Raw genomic sequence first — 17,771 nt, 5'->3', positions numbered from 1 at the left:
CAATGCCATCAAGCTAAGGAAAAGGACCGTCATTGCGAGCCTGCGATCGGTCCGACGCGGCATTCTCAATTACAGTATCGAAGCAGAAATACGGAATTGACTGCCGCTTCGGTGTTGACCGACCAGGCGGTCCGATTCAATTCTTCGAAGTGACCGGGTCCGCGTAGACGAATCTTAGCTTATATGGCATTGGGGCACCTAGACACAATTCTCGGGATATTAGCTATATGAATCTGTAATTTTTCCCCAAAAGGTCTTCTTGACATCCAAGTATTGATTTCCTAATCTGCCAAAGTAGAATTAATTTGACTCTCGAATAAAAAGGAACATATGAGCACCAAAGGAATGCTTTCTGTAGAGAAGTTCAAGCAACAAGTACAGGAAGAGGCAATAGAGACCGTCATTGTTGGGTTCACCGATCATTACGGCCGCTTGATGGGGAAGCGTTTTGATGCTGATTTTTTCATCGATTCGGCATTGGATGCAGGTACCCATGGCTGCGATTACCTCCTGACCACAGACATGGAAATGGAGCCCGTCCCGGGCTACAAGCTGGCCAACTGGGAATTGGGCTACGGTGACTTTCATCTGGTTCCTGATTTAAAGACCCTGCGATGGGCGACCTGGCTGGAAAAAACGGCCCTTGTCATTTGTGACCTGCAAAACGAGAAGGCCCATGGGCCGGTTTTGGAAGGTCCCAGGTCCATCCTCAATGAACAACTTTCGCAACTAGAAAAGGAAGGCTTCAAGAGTTTTGCGGCTTCCGAACTAGAATACTACCTATTCAATACGAGCTACCAACAAGCACAAGAGAGCCAGTTCTTGGATGCTAAACCAGCCGGTTGGTACCTCGAAGATTATCATATCCTTCAAGGATCAAGAACAGAATCCTTTACAGCCGCCGCCAGAAGACACTTGAAAAATTCGGGTGTACCCGTGGAAAATTCCAAAGGAGAATGGGGACTAGGTCAACATGAACTGAATGTGCAGTACGCCGAAACCCAGGAGATGGCAGATCGGCATGTGGTCTATAAACAATGCCTGAAAGAGCTTGCAGATCAGATGGGTCTTTCCGTCACCTTTATGGCAAAATACGATGAAACACAGGCAGGTTCCAGTTGTCATATCCATATCAGCTTATGGCAGGACGGGAAAAATACGTTCATTGGGGACGAACCTTGTGGACCTATTACTGCCTCCGAAACTTTCCGTCATTTTCTAGGTGGCTGGATCAAGTACGTGCCCGATGTGATGGTGTATTATGCACCGACGATCAATTCGTACAAACGCTATGTGGATGGAAGTTGGGCCCCGACGCGCATGGCCTGGAGTTTTGATAACCGAACGGCAGGATTTCGGGTAGTAGGGAGTGGCAGTAGTCTCAGAATAGAATGTCGTATTCCCGGCGCCGATTGCAATCCTTATCTGGCTTTTGCCGGTGCTTTAGCTTCTGGTCTGAAAGGCATTCAGGACAAAATTGAGCCGCCGGCATGTTTTGAAGGCGATATTTATCAGGCCAAAGACTTGCCTCACGTACCAAAAACATTGAAGGAGTCTGTTCAACTTTTTGCGAACAGTGAATTTGCTAAAACCGCTTTTGGAAGCGAAGTAGTTGAACACTATGCTCATTTTTATCAACAAGAAATCAATGCTTTCGAAATGTCGGTAACAGACTGGGAGAGGAAGCGATATTTTGAAAGAATCTGACCTATTTTCACCAACAGAAATAAACCATCAAAAAGAGAATTTCAGATGAGACTTAAGGACAAAGTGGCCCTGATCACGGGTGGGAGCAATGGAATCGGTAAAGAGACAGTCATCCTCTTTGCAAAGGAAGGAGCAAAAGTGGTGCTCGCTGATATGAATGAAGAAGCGGCAAAGGAAGTCATTCAGGAGGTTGAAGGGTTGCCAGTAAAGTTTATCAAAGCCGATGTTTCCAGTGCCAAAGATTGTGAAGCCATGGTCGCATTTGCCGAGCAAGAATTTGGAGCCTTGCATATCCTGTTCAACAATGCAGGCATCATGCACAGCAGCGACGACAATGCGGAAGTCACCGAGGAGGACATCTGGGATTTGACCATGAACATCAATGCCAAGGGCGTATTCCTGGGATGCAAATATGGAATCCCAGCCTTAAAACGAGCTGGAGGTGGAAGTATCATCAATACGGCATCCTTTGTGGCATTATTGGGAGCAGCTACCCCACAAATTGCCTATACGGCAAGTAAAGGAGCAGTTTTGTCTTTAACCCGGGAATTGTCCGTGATCCATGCCCGCGAAAACATTCGTGTGAATGCCCTTTGTCCTGGACCTTTGAGAACAGAGCTGCTGATGAAATTCCTGAATACCGAAGAAAAGAAACAACGCCGATTGGTACATGTGCCCATGGGCCGATTCGGCGAAGCTGCTGAAATGGCCAAAGCGGCGCTATATCTGGCATCAGATGAGTCTAGCTATGTAACAGGAACAGATTTTGTCGTGGACGGAGGAATTACGGCAGCCTACGTTACACCTGAATAGGAGCTATTCAATTTTCTGAATATTGAGCACCTCGATTTCATCTTCACAGTCACCATTAATCGGATTCCAGATCACTGCGACTTCCACCGGGAAAGTTTCGTTTTCGAAATCAACCATTGCTGAGAATGGGATGGGTCCGAATCGGTATTGTTCCTCGCCAATTTCTATGAGCCATCCGCCACAGCACATGACACATTCCCTTAGGTCACGGCCAAGAAGGGTGGCACGGTCTCCAGGAATATCGGAATCATCAGAACAAGAACAAACAAAAAGAAATAATAATACAAAAACGCTTTTGGATAGATTTTGAATGGTTTTCATCATTGGATAGCTTCTAAACTTTGCACAGTTATGGCATTTTCAAAACAGTCACTTTCTACAGGAGACCATGTGAGGTTGACTTCTATCGGGAATTCACTGTAAACCAAATCGATGTTTGATTCTTCCGGGACTTGTATGAACCGATAACTCTCATTGTTGATTTCAATGAACCATCCCCCACAGCAGAGACATAAACCATAGTCTCGCCCGGTGATGGTACCTCGATCACTTGAGACGGGATCCGGATCTTTCTTATCACATGAAATAAAGAAAAAGCAACTAACAAAAACGACGATAAATAGAGAAAGGATGGGTTTCATCAGACAAACTATGGTACCAATTCTATATTGATCACTTCTATTTCATCGCCCAAACAAGCGTCTTCTTGTGATTTCCAATCAATGAAAACCTCAATGGGAAACTTGTCATCAAAAAGACCGATATCCGGGGTAATAGGGGCAACAGTGATGCGATATTGCTCATTATCAATATCAATGAACCATCCTCCGCAGCAAGCACATAAACGAAAATCCTGACCAGTAATCGTGGCTCGATCTCTCAGGTCTGGAACCTGGTCTTTATCATCGCACGAAACAAAAAGAAAGAAACCAACAAAAACGACGATTGAAAGGAAATAAGATGTCTTCATCGCTCTAACTATTGTGCCAGTTCTATACTGATTACATTAATCTCATCGCCAAGGCAAGCATCCTCCTGGGGCACCCATTCGATGAATACATCAATTGGCAAGTCAACATTCAGGTCGACATTCATCGATTCAGAAAATTGCATGATTCGGTATGTTTCTTCATTGATCTCGATGAACAATCCACCACAACAAGCACACCTTCGGACGTCTTGTTCCGTGATCGTGCCTCGATCACGCGGATCAGGAGATGGTTCCTCTTTGTCACATGAAACAAGCGAAATGAAACCAACAAAAACGACTAGATAAAAACTAATTGACCTCATTTTGTGCAAACTTGCACAAGTTCCATGCCATGATTGTTGTAAAAATGACCAAGACCTTCCAAACCATATCCCCTATTGACGGCTCAGTTTATTGCGAAAGGAGCTACGCCGTAGCCTCAGAAATAGAACAGACGCTGAGCCGATCACAATCCGTCCAAAAGAACTGGAAACAGACTACTGTTGAAGAACGGGCTCGTATTTGCTTTAAAGTCGTTGAGTATTTTGAGGAAAATGCTGATTTCATGGCGGAAGAGATCACCTGGCAAATGGGTCGACCGATCATTTATACACCTTTTGAGATCAAAAATGGCTTCAAAGAACGAGCACTGCACATGATTGCCATCGCTGAAAAGGAACTACAGGATCAAGAAGTAGAAGGGCAAGCAGGGTTCAAGCGATTCATTCGAAAAGAGCCTCTGGGAACGATCTTGATCTTATCACCTTGGAACTATCCTTATCTGACGGCTGTCAATGCGGTAATTCCTGCGATCATGGCGGGCAATACGGTGATTTTAAAGCACGCAGAGCAGACCCCAATTTGTGCGGAGCGATTTGCCGCAGCATTCGAATATGCAGATGCTCCTGAGGGTGTTTTCCAATACTTGCACCTGGCTCATGAACAAATTCCAGGAATTATAGCAGATCAAAGAATTGCCGGCGTTTCATTCACCGGTTCTGTTGGAGGTGGAGAAGCCATTCAGCGCGCTGTAGGCAAGAGGTTCATTACTGCTGGCTTAGAATTGGGAGGAAAAGATCCTGCTTATGTGGCGGCAGATGCCGACATCAAAAATGCGGCTGAAAACCTGGTAGATGGTGCCTATTTCAATTCCGGCCAGTCTTGTTGTGGCGTGGAACGAATTTATGTTCACGAATTGGCCTACGACGCTTTTTTAGAGCAGTTCAAAAGGATTACTTCAGGTTATGTCATAGGAAATCCATTAGAAAAAGGAACGACGCTTGGACCAATGGTACGAAAGAGTGCCACAGGAAAAGCCTTGACTCACCTGGATGATGCATTGAAAAAGGGAGGAGCTGCCCTCCTTCCTGAATCAACTTTTTCCAAGCAAGAAGCACCTTACATGAATCCACAGGCGATCATAGAAGCACGTCATGACATGTTGATCATGCAAGAAGAAAGCTTTGCGCCTGTGGTGGGTATCATGAAAGTCAAAAGCGATGAAGAAGCCATCCAATTGATGAACGACAGCCAATATGGTTTAACTGCCAGCGTATGGACTTCTGATGTCGATCGTGCACTGAACATTGGTGATCAGATAGAAACGGGAACCTGGTTCATGAACCGATGCGATTACCTGGATCCGGCCCTGGCCTGGAACGGAGTGAAAAATTCTGGAAAAGGATGCACGTTGAGTACGTTAGGTTACCATTATCTGACCCGGCCAAAATCTTTTCACCTGAAGCTAGCCTAATGAAGACTTGTTTGCTGGTTTGTGACCATGTGCTGCCTGCTTTCGAACCGATCAATGGCGACTATCCTGAGATGTTCCAAAAGCTTTTCCCAGAGCTGGAACTGGAACCATATTTCGTGTGTGATGGGTTTTTCCCGGAAATTGAAGGATATGATCAATTCATTTGTACTGGTTCGAAATTTTCGGTTTACGATGATGAAGGTTGGATCGTGGAGTTGTTGCGTTTTATCAGAAACGTAGCGCATACGGATAAGAAATTTGTCGGCGTGTGTTTTGGACATCAGGCCATTGCCCATGCCCTGGGTGGAGAAACCAGTCCTGCAGGCGTAGGATGGAACATAGGCGTGCACACCTTCGAGATCGAGCAGTTTCAACGCTGGATGTTGCCCGAGCTCCCCAGCTACAACATCCTTATGTTATGCCAGGATCAGGTGCAATCTCTACCTCCCAAAGGAGAGGTATTGGCCCATTCAGCGGAATGTCCAATCGGCATGTTCCACATCGATCAGCAGTTTTTGGGAATTCAGGGGCACCCCGAGTTTAGTAAAACGTACAATCAGGCACTGTACACTTCACGGATCGACAGAATCGGCCAGGAAAAAGTAATGGCTGCGGATGAATCCCTGAAAATGAACGTAGATCAGGAATTGTTCGAGACCTGGATCATACAGTTTTTGAAGAGTTAAGTAGCGGGTATTTCTTCTTTCTAAACTGTTGAAGACTATTGAGACTCTGAGATAAGAACAACGAATTATGGAAAATAAAAAGGACTTATCTAAGGAGCTAGATAAGACACTAAAAAAAGATAACCTTGAAAAAGTTGGAATCGGAATTTCGGAGGTTTTAACAGATGCTGTCTTAGAAGAAGGAATTCTAAAAGACATTCCTATTATTGGAACCCTTGTTGGACTCTCAAAGGCAGGGGCTTCTTTAAAGGATCGCTTATTGATAAAAAAAATCTTGTCCTTTCTTTCTGAAATAGATGTGATTCCAGCCGAGAAAAGAGCTTCGATGATTGATGATATTAACGACAATGGAAAGTTCAAAATTCGTGTTGGTGAAAAATTGCTTTATATCATTGATCGATGTGAAGATCATGAGAAAGCGGTGCTAACTGCAGTGATGTTTAAATCCTTTCTTACTGAAAGAATAAGTTATTCTGATTTTATTCGGTCTGCGAAAATTCTAGAAGATGTACCTATTGATGAATTAGAATTATTTGTAAATTCTAATTGGTGTGATCTTGAAATAGATGTGGCAGCGGATTTAATAACGTGGGGGCTCTTTGAATTTCAAACTCATGAAGTAGAAATCGCGTCAGTTCGTGAGGCCAATTGGCCATCTGCAGCTAAATATGAATTGAGAGGAGAAGTGATTTCAGCTTCTATATCTCAAATTGGGATAAAGATTAGAGAGTGTTTAAAGAATGAATTTTGACCAATCCCCCAAGGATTCCAACTGGATTTAAACCTATTGAAAAACCTTTGATCAATTCCTTGATAAAATAAAAGGCCTGATCTTTTTCTATCCTCTTGGCACAATATACTTTTGCCTCAATTTGAGCTTACGTAAATCTGCTCGTCGGTTCCTAAAAAGAATAAACCCTACTAATGCCTAGAGATACCTCCATCAAATCCATTCTGATCATCGGAAGTGGTCCGATTATCATCGGTCAGGCCTGCGAATTCGATTACTCTGGTTCCCAAGCCTCAAGATCGTTGCGGGAAGAAGGAATTGAAGTGATCCTGATCAACTCGAATCCGGCTACCATCATGACAGATCCGGTGACCGCTGATCACATCTATTTGAAACCTTTGAACAAACAGTCGATCAGGGAGATCCTGAAAGAACATCCTCAGATAGATGCGGTGCTGCCTACGATGGGAGGTCAGACGGCCCTAAACCTTGCGATCGAATGTGATCAGGCGGGTATTTGGGAGAAGAATGATGTGAGGATCATTGGCGTAGATATCAATGCCATTGAAACGACTGAAGACCGGGAGAAATTCCGTCTGAAGATGAAGGAGCTGGATGTAGATGTCTGTAGGGGAGAAACAGCTACTTCTTTTTTGAAAGGGAAAGAAATCGCACAGGAAATCGGCTTTCCATTGGTGATCCGGCCTTCTTTCACGCTCGGAGGATACGGTGGCGGTTTTGTCAACAGCGCTGAAGAATTTGATGTTGCCCTTGATCGAGGGCTCAAAGCCTCCCCAATCCATGAGGTGTTGGTAGAGCAAAGTATTCTCGGGTGGAAAGAATATGAGTTAGAACTGTTGCGAGATGGAGCGGGCAATGTGATCATCATCTGTTCAATTGAGAACTTCGACCCGATGGGTATTCATACTGGGGATTCAATCACCGTGGCACCTGCCATGACCTTGCCGGATACGGTTTATCAAAGAATGCGGGATCTAGCCATCAAAATGATGGATGGGATCGGTCAGTTTGCTGGTGGTTGTAACGTGCAGTTTGCCGTAAGCCCGGAAACTGATCAGATCATAGGGATTGAGATCAACCCAAGGGTATCCCGATCATCTGCGCTGGCTTCTAAAGCAACTGGTTATCCGATTGCGAAGGTGGCGGCCAAACTGGCCATTGGATATAACCTCGATGAGCTTAAAAATCAGATCACGAAAACTACTTCGGCGTTATTCGAGCCTGCTTTGGATTATGTCATTGTGAAGATCCCACGCTGGAATTTCGATAAGTTCAAGGGATCTGATCGTAAGCTCGGTCTGCAGATGAAAGCAGTAGGGGAGGCCATGGGAATTGGACGTAATTTCCAGGAAGCCCTTCAAAAAGCTTGTCAGTCACTGGAGATCAAAAGAAATGGTCTCGGTGCGGATGGTAAAGAATTGACGGACCAGGCGGAGATTATACATAGCCTTGGCAATGCATCGTGGGATCGGTTGTTCCACATTTATGATGCATTCAAGCTAGGTATCCCGTTCAAGCGGATTTTCAAAGAGACCAAAATCGATCCATGGTTCCTTAATCAGATTGAAGAATTGGTGCAGCTCGATCATGAGATGGAGCAATATACCCTCGATACGATTCCTGCAGGCCTATTGAAGACTGCCAAGGAAAAAGGGTACGCAGATCGCCAAATTGCGCATTTGGTGAAGTGTATGGAGAGTGAAGTGTTTACCAAAAGAAATGATCTGGGTATCAGGAGAGTTTATAAACTGGTGGATACTTGCGCGGCGGAGTTTGAAGCACAGACGCCTTACTACTATTCAACATTTGCGGATGAAAACGAGTCCATCGTTACCGACAAGAAGAAAGTAGTAGTTCTGGGATCTGGGCCTAACCGAATCGGGCAAGGGATTGAGTTTGATTATTCCTGTGTGCATGGTGTGCTTGCCGCGAAGGAAGCGGGTTATGAGACCATCATGATCAACTGTAACCCGGAGACGGTATCCACGGACTTTGATGTCGCGGATAAGCTGTACTTCGAGCCAGTCTTTTGGGAACACATCTATGACATCATTTTGCACGAGAAGCCAGAGGGAGTCATCGTACAATTGGGAGGTCAAACTGCCCTAAAACTGGCGGAAAAACTCAATCGCTATAATATTAAGATCCTTGGAACAAGTTTTCATGCACTGGATCTGGCAGAAGATAGAGGTCGTTTTTCTGATCTGTTGAAGGAATTGGAGATTCCTTATCCGGAATATGGCACCATCGAAGATGCGGACGAAGCCCTGGAGCTTTGCAAAGAAATCGGATTCCCATTATTGGTTCGTCCTTCATACGTGCTTGGTGGACAGAGCATGAAAATTGTAATCAATGAGGAAGAGCTGGAAGAGCATGTGGTGAAACTACTTTCCAAGAAAATGGATGGTCGTATCTTGTTGGATCACTTCCTGGAAGGCGCTATCGAAGCAGAGGCAGATGCCATTTGCGATGGCGAGAATGTCTATATCATTGGGATCATGCAGCATATCGAACCAGCAGGAATCCACTCTGGGGATTCATATGCGGTACTCCCTCCTTACAATCTGGGAGATTTTGTCATGCGACAAATTGAGGATTACACCAAAAGAATTGCTATCGCCCTGGAAACGGTTGGTCTGATCAACATCCAGTTTGCGGTCAAAGATGATAAAGTATACATCATTGAAGCGAACCCAAGAGCGTCCAGAACGGTGCCGTTCATCTGTAAAGCATATCAGGAACCTTACGTGAATTATGCGACGAAGGTATTGTTGGGTGACAAAAAAGTGACGGACCTGGAGTTCAACCCTGTGAAAAAAGGATATGCCATCAAGGAGCCGGTATTCTCTTTCCACAAGTTCCCGAATGTAAACAAGGAATTAGGACCTGAAATGAAGTCTACCGGAGAAGCGATCTACTTCATCGATGACTTAATGGATGATTATTTCCTGGATGTTTATGCTGAACGAAACCGCTTCCTCAGTAAATAAGTATAAGGAGATATGATTAAGTTTTTATTGATCGTATTCTTTATTAGCTACATCCTTTATAAGGTAGGTGGATTCTTCTTTAAGATCCTTACCCTGGGAGGTTCGGCACAGCGCCCACAGCGCAACCAGCCTCCCAAACGCCCTCCTGGAACCAATCTCAATGTTGATTATGCACCTGATAAGAAGAAAAAAGGTGGTGGAGATTTTAAAGGAGGAGAGTATGTCGATTATGAGGAAGTGAAGGAATAAGAAAACACCTTAGAGAAATAGTCAGATTTCTATATTCTCAAAAAAATTAGGCGGTACTATTGAACCTGTTTTCAATAGTACCGCCTTTTTTCATTATTGTTTCATCACTCGGTAAGTAACAATCGAAGGAATTTTATACGAACGATCGATGAATCGCAACAAGTAGATTCCAGTGTCAAAATCCGACATATCCAATTCCATTCGTTGTTCAAGTCCTTGCTGTACTTTTCTTTCCAGCATTAACTGCCCCTGTAAGTTGAGCAGTTGCACCGAAACATGTTTCGACATCAACTTCTCATAAGAGATGTTCAACTCATTGGTTACAGGGTTAGGGTAAATAGACAGGTCTTTGAAGTAGTTGCGAAGGAAACCTAGTTCCTCCACCAATTCCACAGCAATTCCCTCCTCGGTAATCGTGGCTTCCAATTCGAGTACATTATCTTCCATTCCATTGGCTCCGACTTCAAATTCAATGAAGGTATTTGGATCCATAGGAATACCCGGATATTCGATGTTCAGTCGATAAGTATCCGGAGGTAGATTTTCAAACGTCACCCGACCATTATCATCGGTTTCTTTATACGCCACGAGCTCGAATTCGCCTTCATTTTCGGGCCTTCCACCACTGGCTCGACGCCTTCTTCTAAGAGAACACCCCGCACGCTTCACTTTTCTACGTGCTTCAATGCGTTGTGCTTCTTTTCCTCGATTCTCCAGAAAATCACTTTCTACGAGTAGGCCTACTTCACCGTCTCCATCCAGTGCCACCCTCGGGCGCTGCTGCAAGAATATGGTGTCCTCTAATATGTCTCTAAGGAAAATCGTATCTGCCTCTTCCCAGAGAAAAGTGGACCTGTAGTAAGACGGAAGTACTCGAACGGAATCGGTCCGTGTGTCTTTTTGACGAATCAGCAAAGTATCGGTATTAACAGAAATAAGATAATTGTCCAATACTACCTCATCAAAAATGATCGCATCACCCGCCAGAGCCACCGTACTCAAGGAATCGAATCCCCCCAAATCCGTAACACGATGCAGCTGCGCATCCCCTTCGTCCAATATGGTCAATTCGTCATCAATGTCGCGGTACAATGGCAACAATGAAATGTCGACCGTAGCTAACACGTCGAAAGGTTGACTTTCAAGGGTCAGGCCAGAAACATTTTCGTTAGTAATCGCGACTTGATAGGTACCCATGTTATTGTAATCAATATCGGTGACAGTCAAAGTGCCATTGGTGGCGTCTTCAATCACACCTGAAGCAACGGGTCCATTGACAGTCCAGGCATACACATTCGCCGAACCACTCACAGATCGGTCCAATAGCACATTTGTGCTTTTTGGTGATAAGATGGATTCGGTACTTCCGAAAGGTTGCTGAGGTGTGTAGGTAATCCCTGTTACTTCGGTATTGGGTTCAAGGTCACCAAAATCCAGGAAGTTTACTGAGACGTTGAAGGAGGTCAATTGATCTAATCCCTGTATGGTAGGAATTCCAGTCAACTTGTTATTGGAAAGGTTGACCAGTTCCAAATTCCTGATATCATTGATATCACTCGGAAGATCACCAATCATTCCCTCATTTTCGAGATCAATTTCAACCACCCGGTTGTTCGCAATGCGGATACCAACCCAGGTACTGATGTCCTGACCTGGCCAAAGATTGGCATCGCTGACCCAGTCAGCACCACCTGTAGCCTCATAGATATTCAATAACGCAATGCGATCCCTTTGCAGGGAACTAACTTTTAATTGAAATTTACCACTGCTAAGCGACAGGTCTGGAAAGTCTGGATGGGAGGCCCCCAGGACATAAAAGCCTTCTGCCTCTATCTGGGTATCATCAATGGTCAGGGAAAGACCATTCTCTCCATCAAGATCAACGTCATCTTTTTGCCATTGATATGAAGCGCCTGCACTTTCCTCATTCACCGTGAAAACGGCTTGTTCTCCAATCTCTACTAGCAGTTCGCTATCCTCCGTCAAATTAGCTTGTGGTGCATAGGTCAATAGGGTCTCAATGGATTCATTTCCTTCCAGGTCCCCAAAATCCAACTGGTTTTCACTCAAATTGATTTTTGTCGCTAGAGAAAGACTGGTCAGAACGGGTAATCCAGTCAGGGCATTGCCTGATAAATCCAATGAATCGATTTGATCTATGTCCAATAAATCAGAGGGGACCTCTCCGGATAAATTATTGTCCGAAAGGTTTAGGCCGACCACTTTATCTTCACCGATCACCACACCTTGCCAGGTATCGAGGGTTCCGGATAGCCAGTTATCCTGTTTCGGCCAATTGGTCCCATTCAAGGCGTTGTACAAATTGACCAATGCTGTACTGTCCCGACTTATGGAGCTCACCTTGACTCGGAACAATCCTGAGGCAAGTGTTAAATCCGGAAAGGAGGTATTATTGACCTGCAAGACATATTCCCCGGCATCATCAAAAGCAATTGGGTTCAATGCTATTGCATCATTGGTTTCACCATCAATGTTTGTATTATCCTTTTGCCATTGGTAAGAGTTGTTGGCTCCTGCTGTCATCAATTGGAGCGACATATTGGATCCAAGAGCAACCAACGTATCTATATCCGAAGACAATACAGCCTGCGGACTGTAATTCATCACACTTTCTAATGAACTATTTGATTCCAGATCGTCAAATTCGAGTGCATTGCCACTGACGTTTATTGTTGTCGCCAGAGCTAAGGGAGAAAGATTTGGAAGTCCCGTCAAGCCATTTCCAGACAAGTCAATGACTTCCAGTTGGTCAACTTCAGACAGTTCACCCGGGACGTCACCATTCAGATTATTCGAAGGCAGTTCAATTTGGCTTACCTTATGACCACCCAGGGTCACGCCATTCCATGTACCAAGATTTCCGGTGAGCCAGTTCGAATTATTGGTCCAGCTCGCTCCTCCCAGGGCATTATAAAATGCGACCAATGCCGTACTATCTCGTTCAATAGCATCAATGGACAGGTTAATGTCTCCAGTGGAAAGTGTCAGATCGGGAAGGCTGGAATTCGTAACGTCTAGCTGATAGGTCCCTTCATCGTCGAAATTAGGAGTAGCAAACGTCAATGACGCATTGGTTTCACCAGTAATCGCAGTATTGTCCTTGTTCCATTGATAAGCATTACTGCCTCCCGTCACGATGCTGAATGTCAATGCTTCATCTACCTTATGCAAGGTGTCTCGATCCGATGTTAATTCAGCCTGAGGAGTATACACCAATCCCGAAATCGAGGCATTAGGTTCCAGATCGTCGAACTCCAAAAGGTTGGAGGAAACATCAAAATTTGTTAAACCCGCAATACTTGATAAGTCCGGAATGGCGGTCAATGAATTGCCAGACAAGTTCATTTGTGTGAGTTCCTCCAAATACAAAAGGTCACCTGGTGCTTCACCCTGAAGGGCATTAGATGAAAGGTCAACCTGGGAAACACGATCGCTGACAAGGGTTACTCCCATCCAATTGCTCAGGTTATCACTTAGCCACCCGGTATTGTCAGTCCAATTAGTGCCATCGGTCTGATTGTATAACTCCACGAGCAACATCGAATCTGCCTGAAGGATAGGGATACGATAATTCAACACGCCCGATTGTAAGGCCAGGTCAGGAAGTTCCGTATTGGTTACTTCTAAAACATAGGCCCCAGTATCGACGGGATTAATAGACAAGTTGAGGTTATTGGTAGTTGCTCCCGAAATGGCCGATCCGTTCAAAGTCCATTGATAAACGTTGTTGCTTCCAGAGACATCAAATGTATGATCAAACGTATCTCCTACGTTGACCAGGGTATCAAGATCTGTCGATAGAGTGGCCTGGTTATCATAGGTGAAGGAACTAACCGAAGCGTAAGGTTCCAGCGCTCCGAATTCAAAAGCATTGGAGTCCAGATTGAGCGTATTAAGGGAAGCCAGGGTCACATTTGGAAAATCAGAAAGGATATTATCATCCAAAGTGAGTTGACCCAGGTTGATCAACAAATCGATGCTGGACGGAACCGAATCAGTCAATTGATTTGAAGACAGGTCATAAGAAATCGCTTCTTCCAGAAAACCGAAAGCCTCGGGTAAAACACCAACCAGATTATTGTTGTTAAGATCCAGTTCCGTAACTCGATCCCCGGAAACAGTAACCCCAAACCAATTATCGATATCGGTGGATAGCCAATTGGCGTTGTTGGTCCAGCTTGCTCCTGCTGTTTCATCATAAATGGCGATCAGGGAAACTGAATCCAATTCTCTGGAGGGTGCATAATTGGTAAATGTTCGCGTTTCACCGATGCCCCAGCGACCATTTTCATCCCTTGCCCTGATGGTAATTTGATTTTGACCAACTACAAGCGATGAGCTCAAAACGGTAAACATTTCATCGATGGATATTCCACTCGTTACCGGGATGTCGGTACCGTTTCCAAAGCCGGGATCATCCCCAATGAAATACTCCAGTTTGTCTACAATTGCTGGCCCTGGTCCTGATTGATCTACATATACCAATCGCGATTCAGGAATGCCCCAACTGCCACCTTCAGCCTTTGCACGAATAAATAATCGATGAAAGCCCAAACTCAATGTACTGGTCGGTAAGGATTCCATTTGAGAGACAACTTCCTCAGCCGTGAAGGCGGTAAATGCCGTCCCATTTCCGTACCCGGGATCATCATCGAAAAAGTATTCCAGGCTCTCAATGTTCACCATCCCAATTCCCGAAGGGTCGACATAGATCAATCGAGATTCAGGTATTCCCCAGCTACCACCTTCAGCCCTGGCTCGTAAGAAAAGGGTATGGAATCCCGTTGACAGAGACGAAGTGCTGACCGTTTCCATTTCAGAAATCACCTGAGCAGCGGAAAAGGCCGTGAAACCAGTCCCATTTCCGTAGCCAGGATCATCATCGATGAAATATTCCAATTGATCAATATTAACCGTTCCGGTGCCTGATGGATCCACATAAATAAGCCTTGATTCGGGAATGCCCCAACTGCCACCTTCGGCCTGAGCACGAACGAATAAGGTATGAAACCCTACAGATAATGCGGAAGTATTCACCGATTCCATTTGAGAAATTGCCTGAGCGGCGGTAAAAGCAGTAAATGCTGTCCCATTTCCATACCCAGGATCATCATCGATGAAATATTCGAGACTTTGAATGTTTACAATACCCGTTCCGGAAGGATCTACATAAATCAGTCGAGGCTCAGGAATGCCCCAGCTGCCCCCTTCTGCCTGAGCGCGAACGTACAAGGTATGAAAGCCTTCAGACAAGCTGGATGTAGCTACCGATTCCACTTGAGAAATTGCCTGAGCGGCGGTAAAAGCCGTAAATGCTGTCCCACTTCCATATCCAGGATCATCATCAATGAAATATTCGAGACTTTGAATGTTTACAATACCCGTTCCGGAAGGATCTACATAAATCAGTCGAGGTTCAGGAATGCCCCAGCTGCCGCCTTCTGCCTGAGCGCGAACGTACAAGGTATGAAAGCCTACAGACAAGCTGGATGTAGCTACCGATTCCATTTGAGAAATTGCCTGAGCGGCGGTAAAAGCCGTAAATGCTGTCCCACTTCCATATCCAGGATCATCATCAATGAAATATTCCAAACTTTGGATATTCACAATGCCAGTTCCTGAAGGGTCTACATAAACCAGCCTAGATTCCGGAATGCCCCATGCTCCGGCACTATTTTGAACTCGGATAAACAGGGTGTGAAAACCGATGCTTAATGAACTGGTATTGATCTGTAAACTTTCTGAAATAGAGGTTCCGCTAGTGATCGAAACAGATGTTGCTGCTCCGTAACCAGGGTCGTCATCAATAAAATGCTCCAGTGCACTGATGGTCTCCTGACTTTTAAGGACCAACCCGGCGTGCAAGAGTCCGAGTAGAATCAGAAATCTTTTCACGGATCAATTCCCTTCGGCCTGTACTGATACATCAAGATCTGTTCCTTGCCGCACAATGTCAGAAAGGTTCATGACTTGAATCAAGGGAAGAGGTGTTCCGGTGGTTGACCATCCGGTGGTGCTTCCAGTTACGCCAACATCAGTTCCGTCGTTGCCTGCACCAATCAATGAAGTGGCGCTGGTAGCGATTGCCGGATCCCAACTGAAATCCCAGAATTGTTGAACAGCAATATTGGCGTCTTCGAATACTGTTGCGGGATCTGTGATGCTGGTGATGGTACCCGTTTCGGTAACCCCTGTTCCGGTCCCAAGTGCATTGTCCAGTGCTCCCACAGCGAAATTGTTGGTAAAACTCACGTCAGACAAGGTGAGTCTGGCTGCAGGATTTTTCCCATAGAAAATGTTATTGAATACTGTTGAAGTACCCACGGTCTCAAAAGCATATTCTCCGGTCCCGTCTCCAATAAAAATGTTGTTTCTGATCGTACAACCTCCATCGCAATCCAGACTTCCAAAAGACCTTCCAGCAATCACGTTGTTAGTAATGAGTACACTACTGGAGCCTGCATTAACATCTAAGGCGATTGCGGTTGTAACTGCAGTACCCAATTGGCCAATGACATTATTACGCAGGATGACATTCGTAAAGGTGTCGTTACCATCGCCTATATCAATGGATTGTATGTTGCAACCATCGATCGTCAATCCATCAAAAGCAATTGTTCCGGAAAGACTTTCAGCAGCATTAAGCGTTGTGATTTGCAAGCCGGCTAAGCGAACATTGTCTGTTTGGACATTGACAGTTCCAAAAATGGACAAAGTGGGCACATCCTTGGAAGGATTAAAGCCCACTCCGAAAATAGAAATGTCGTTTGTGGTAATGGTAAAGTCTCCGTAGGAAACCGTGCTAGGTTTCACATGGATAATATCTCCGGCCACTGCGGCTGAAAGTGCATCAGATATCGATGCATACACATGAGTGCCACCTGGGGCACCGGCGCTATTGTCAACTAAAAGAATGTTTTGAGACTGTGCGTGGATAACAAGCAAGGTGAAAATGGCGAATACACCCGCTTTGAGTAATCGATTCATAATACGGCAAGTTTATTTATTAAGCTATCTAAAGTTATATTTTTAATTCATAAAGTACAATTGTTAACAGCGTGATTGTACCTTCCCTAACTAGAAGACTTGTAAGTCTTGAAGTATTCCCGGTTTTGAAAGGGAACGACGTGAAAAAACTTTGCTTAATAAGGAGAAAGGGCCCTAACTATCTGTAAATGAAGGCTTTATTTTTGAGAAAAAATCCCAAAGAATGACGCCAATGCTTACCGAGATGTTGAGTGAATGCTTGGTCCCGAACTGTGGAATTTCGACACAAATGTCTGATTGAGAAACTACTTCCTGATCTACCCCGAATACTTCGTTACCAAAAACGATGGCATATTTCTTGTCTGGATCAGGCTCAAATGCCTCCAAAGTCATGCTGTTTTCGGCCTGTTCCAGTGCAACGATCTGATATCCTTCTTCTCGAAGGCGTTTGATCAATTCGAGTGTATCCTTTACATGTTCCCAGTCTACTGAGTCGGTTGCACCGAGGGCTGTTTTGTGGATATCTCGGTGGGGAGGTGTGGCAGAAATCCCCGTCAGGTAGATCTTTTCGATGCGGAAGGCGTCACCGGTTCGGAACGCAGACCCAATGTTGTTCATACTGCGGATGTTATCCAGTACCAGGCAGGCATTGAGTTTTTTGGCGGCTTTGAATTCCTCTACTGATAGGCGGCCCAGCTCTTCGTTTTTCAGTTTTCTCACCTTGCGAAATTATGATATCTGCTGTTGATCAGTAAACCAGTCAGCTGATAAGGTAGGCTTCTAATGATATTTGGTAGTGCTGGATATATTGGTCTTAGTGCCGGTATCTGCCACAGGAGATAAT

The 17,771-nt window shown here is 44.9% G+C and carries 14 protein-coding genes; 7 read left to right on the top strand and 7 right to left on the bottom strand.

What is annotated here, in order from left to right; genetic code table 11:
* Positions 1-330: 330 nt before the first annotated feature.
* Positions 331-1,707 (top strand): glutamine synthetase family protein, encoded by a 1,377-nt coding sequence (locus tag R8G66_30505; protein ID MDW3196747.1) that lies wholly within the window; start codon positions 331-333, stop codon positions 1,705-1,707.
* 45 nt (positions 1,708-1,752) lie between these two features.
* On the top strand, positions 1,753-2,520 hold the full coding sequence (locus R8G66_30500; protein ID MDW3196746.1) for a glucose 1-dehydrogenase: 768 nt from the start codon (positions 1,753-1,755) through the stop codon (positions 2,518-2,520).
* A 3-nt stretch (positions 2,521-2,523) separates the two neighbouring features.
* Here R8G66_30500 and R8G66_30495 read toward each other — a convergent pair whose 3' ends face one another.
* From R8G66_30495 to R8G66_30480, 4 genes are read right to left on the bottom strand one after another with little or no spacing between them, the layout of a single operon-like run.
* On the bottom strand, positions 2,524-2,844 hold the full coding sequence (locus tag R8G66_30495; GenBank protein MDW3196745.1) for a hypothetical protein: 321 nt from the start codon (positions 2,842-2,844) through the stop codon (positions 2,524-2,526).
* On the bottom strand, positions 2,841-3,161 hold the full coding sequence (locus R8G66_30490; GenBank protein ID MDW3196744.1) for a hypothetical protein: 321 nt from the start codon (positions 3,159-3,161) through the stop codon (positions 2,841-2,843). Before R8G66_30490 ends, R8G66_30495 begins: the two co-directional genes overlap by 4 nt.
* Positions 3,162-3,169: 8 nt before the next feature.
* Positions 3,170-3,490: a hypothetical protein gene (locus tag R8G66_30485; GenBank protein MDW3196743.1), complete on the bottom strand. Its 321-nt coding sequence runs from the start codon at positions 3,488-3,490 to the stop codon at positions 3,170-3,172.
* 8 nt (positions 3,491-3,498) lie between these two features.
* Entirely contained in the window at positions 3,499-3,813 is a 315-nt protein-coding gene (locus R8G66_30480; protein MDW3196742.1) for a hypothetical protein, read from the bottom strand.
* Positions 3,814-3,842: 29 nt separating this feature from the next.
* Between R8G66_30480 and R8G66_30475 the strand changes: the two genes are divergently transcribed.
* The 5 genes from R8G66_30475 to R8G66_30455 all read left to right on the top strand — a co-directional run bounded on the left by R8G66_30475 (position 3,843) and on the right by R8G66_30455 (position 9,919).
* Positions 3,843-5,243: an aldehyde dehydrogenase family protein gene (locus tag R8G66_30475; GenBank protein MDW3196741.1), complete on the top strand. Its 1,401-nt coding sequence runs from the start codon at positions 3,843-3,845 to the stop codon at positions 5,241-5,243.
* A complete protein-coding gene (locus R8G66_30470) occupies positions 5,243-5,929 on the top strand; it encodes an amidotransferase (GenBank protein MDW3196740.1) in 687 nt (228 codons plus the stop codon). Before R8G66_30475 ends, R8G66_30470 begins: the two co-directional genes overlap by 1 nt.
* A gap of 67 nt (positions 5,930-5,996) precedes the next feature.
* Complete coding sequence (locus R8G66_30465; GenBank protein MDW3196739.1) at positions 5,997-6,680, top strand: hypothetical protein; 684 nt, start codon at positions 5,997-5,999, stop codon at positions 6,678-6,680.
* Positions 6,681-6,853: 173 nt separating this feature from the next.
* On the top strand, positions 6,854-9,670 hold the full coding sequence (gene carB / locus R8G66_30460; GenBank protein MDW3196738.1) for a carbamoyl-phosphate synthase large subunit: 2,817 nt from the start codon (positions 6,854-6,856) through the stop codon (positions 9,668-9,670).
* A 12-nt stretch (positions 9,671-9,682) separates the two neighbouring features.
* Complete coding sequence (locus tag R8G66_30455) at positions 9,683-9,919, top strand: DUF4834 domain-containing protein (protein ID MDW3196737.1); 237 nt, start codon at positions 9,683-9,685, stop codon at positions 9,917-9,919.
* Positions 9,920-10,012: 93 nt separating this feature from the next.
* On the opposite strand, the gene R8G66_30450 is transcribed toward R8G66_30455, so the two are convergent.
* From R8G66_30450 to R8G66_30440, 3 genes are all read right to left on the bottom strand, one after another.
* Positions 10,013-15,835 (bottom strand): T9SS type A sorting domain-containing protein, encoded by a 5,823-nt coding sequence (locus R8G66_30450; GenBank protein ID MDW3196736.1) that lies wholly within the window; start codon positions 15,833-15,835, stop codon positions 10,013-10,015.
* 3 nt (positions 15,836-15,838) lie between these two features.
* Positions 15,839-16,927: a hypothetical protein gene (locus R8G66_30445; GenBank protein ID MDW3196735.1), complete on the bottom strand. Its 1,089-nt coding sequence runs from the start codon at positions 16,925-16,927 to the stop codon at positions 15,839-15,841.
* Between the two features lie 174 nt (positions 16,928-17,101).
* Positions 17,102-17,647 carry an RNA methyltransferase gene (locus R8G66_30440; protein MDW3196734.1) on the bottom strand — a complete coding sequence of 182 codons (546 nt, stop codon included), beginning with the start codon at positions 17,645-17,647 and terminating at the stop codon, positions 17,102-17,104.
* Positions 17,648-17,771 lie beyond the last annotated feature (124 nt).

It is taken from the genome of Cytophagales bacterium (assembly GCA_033344775.1).
Classification (GTDB): Bacteria; Bacteroidota; Bacteroidia; order Cytophagales; family Cyclobacteriaceae; genus JAWPMT01.
This window is presented reverse-complemented; position numbering and strand designations above follow the sequence as displayed.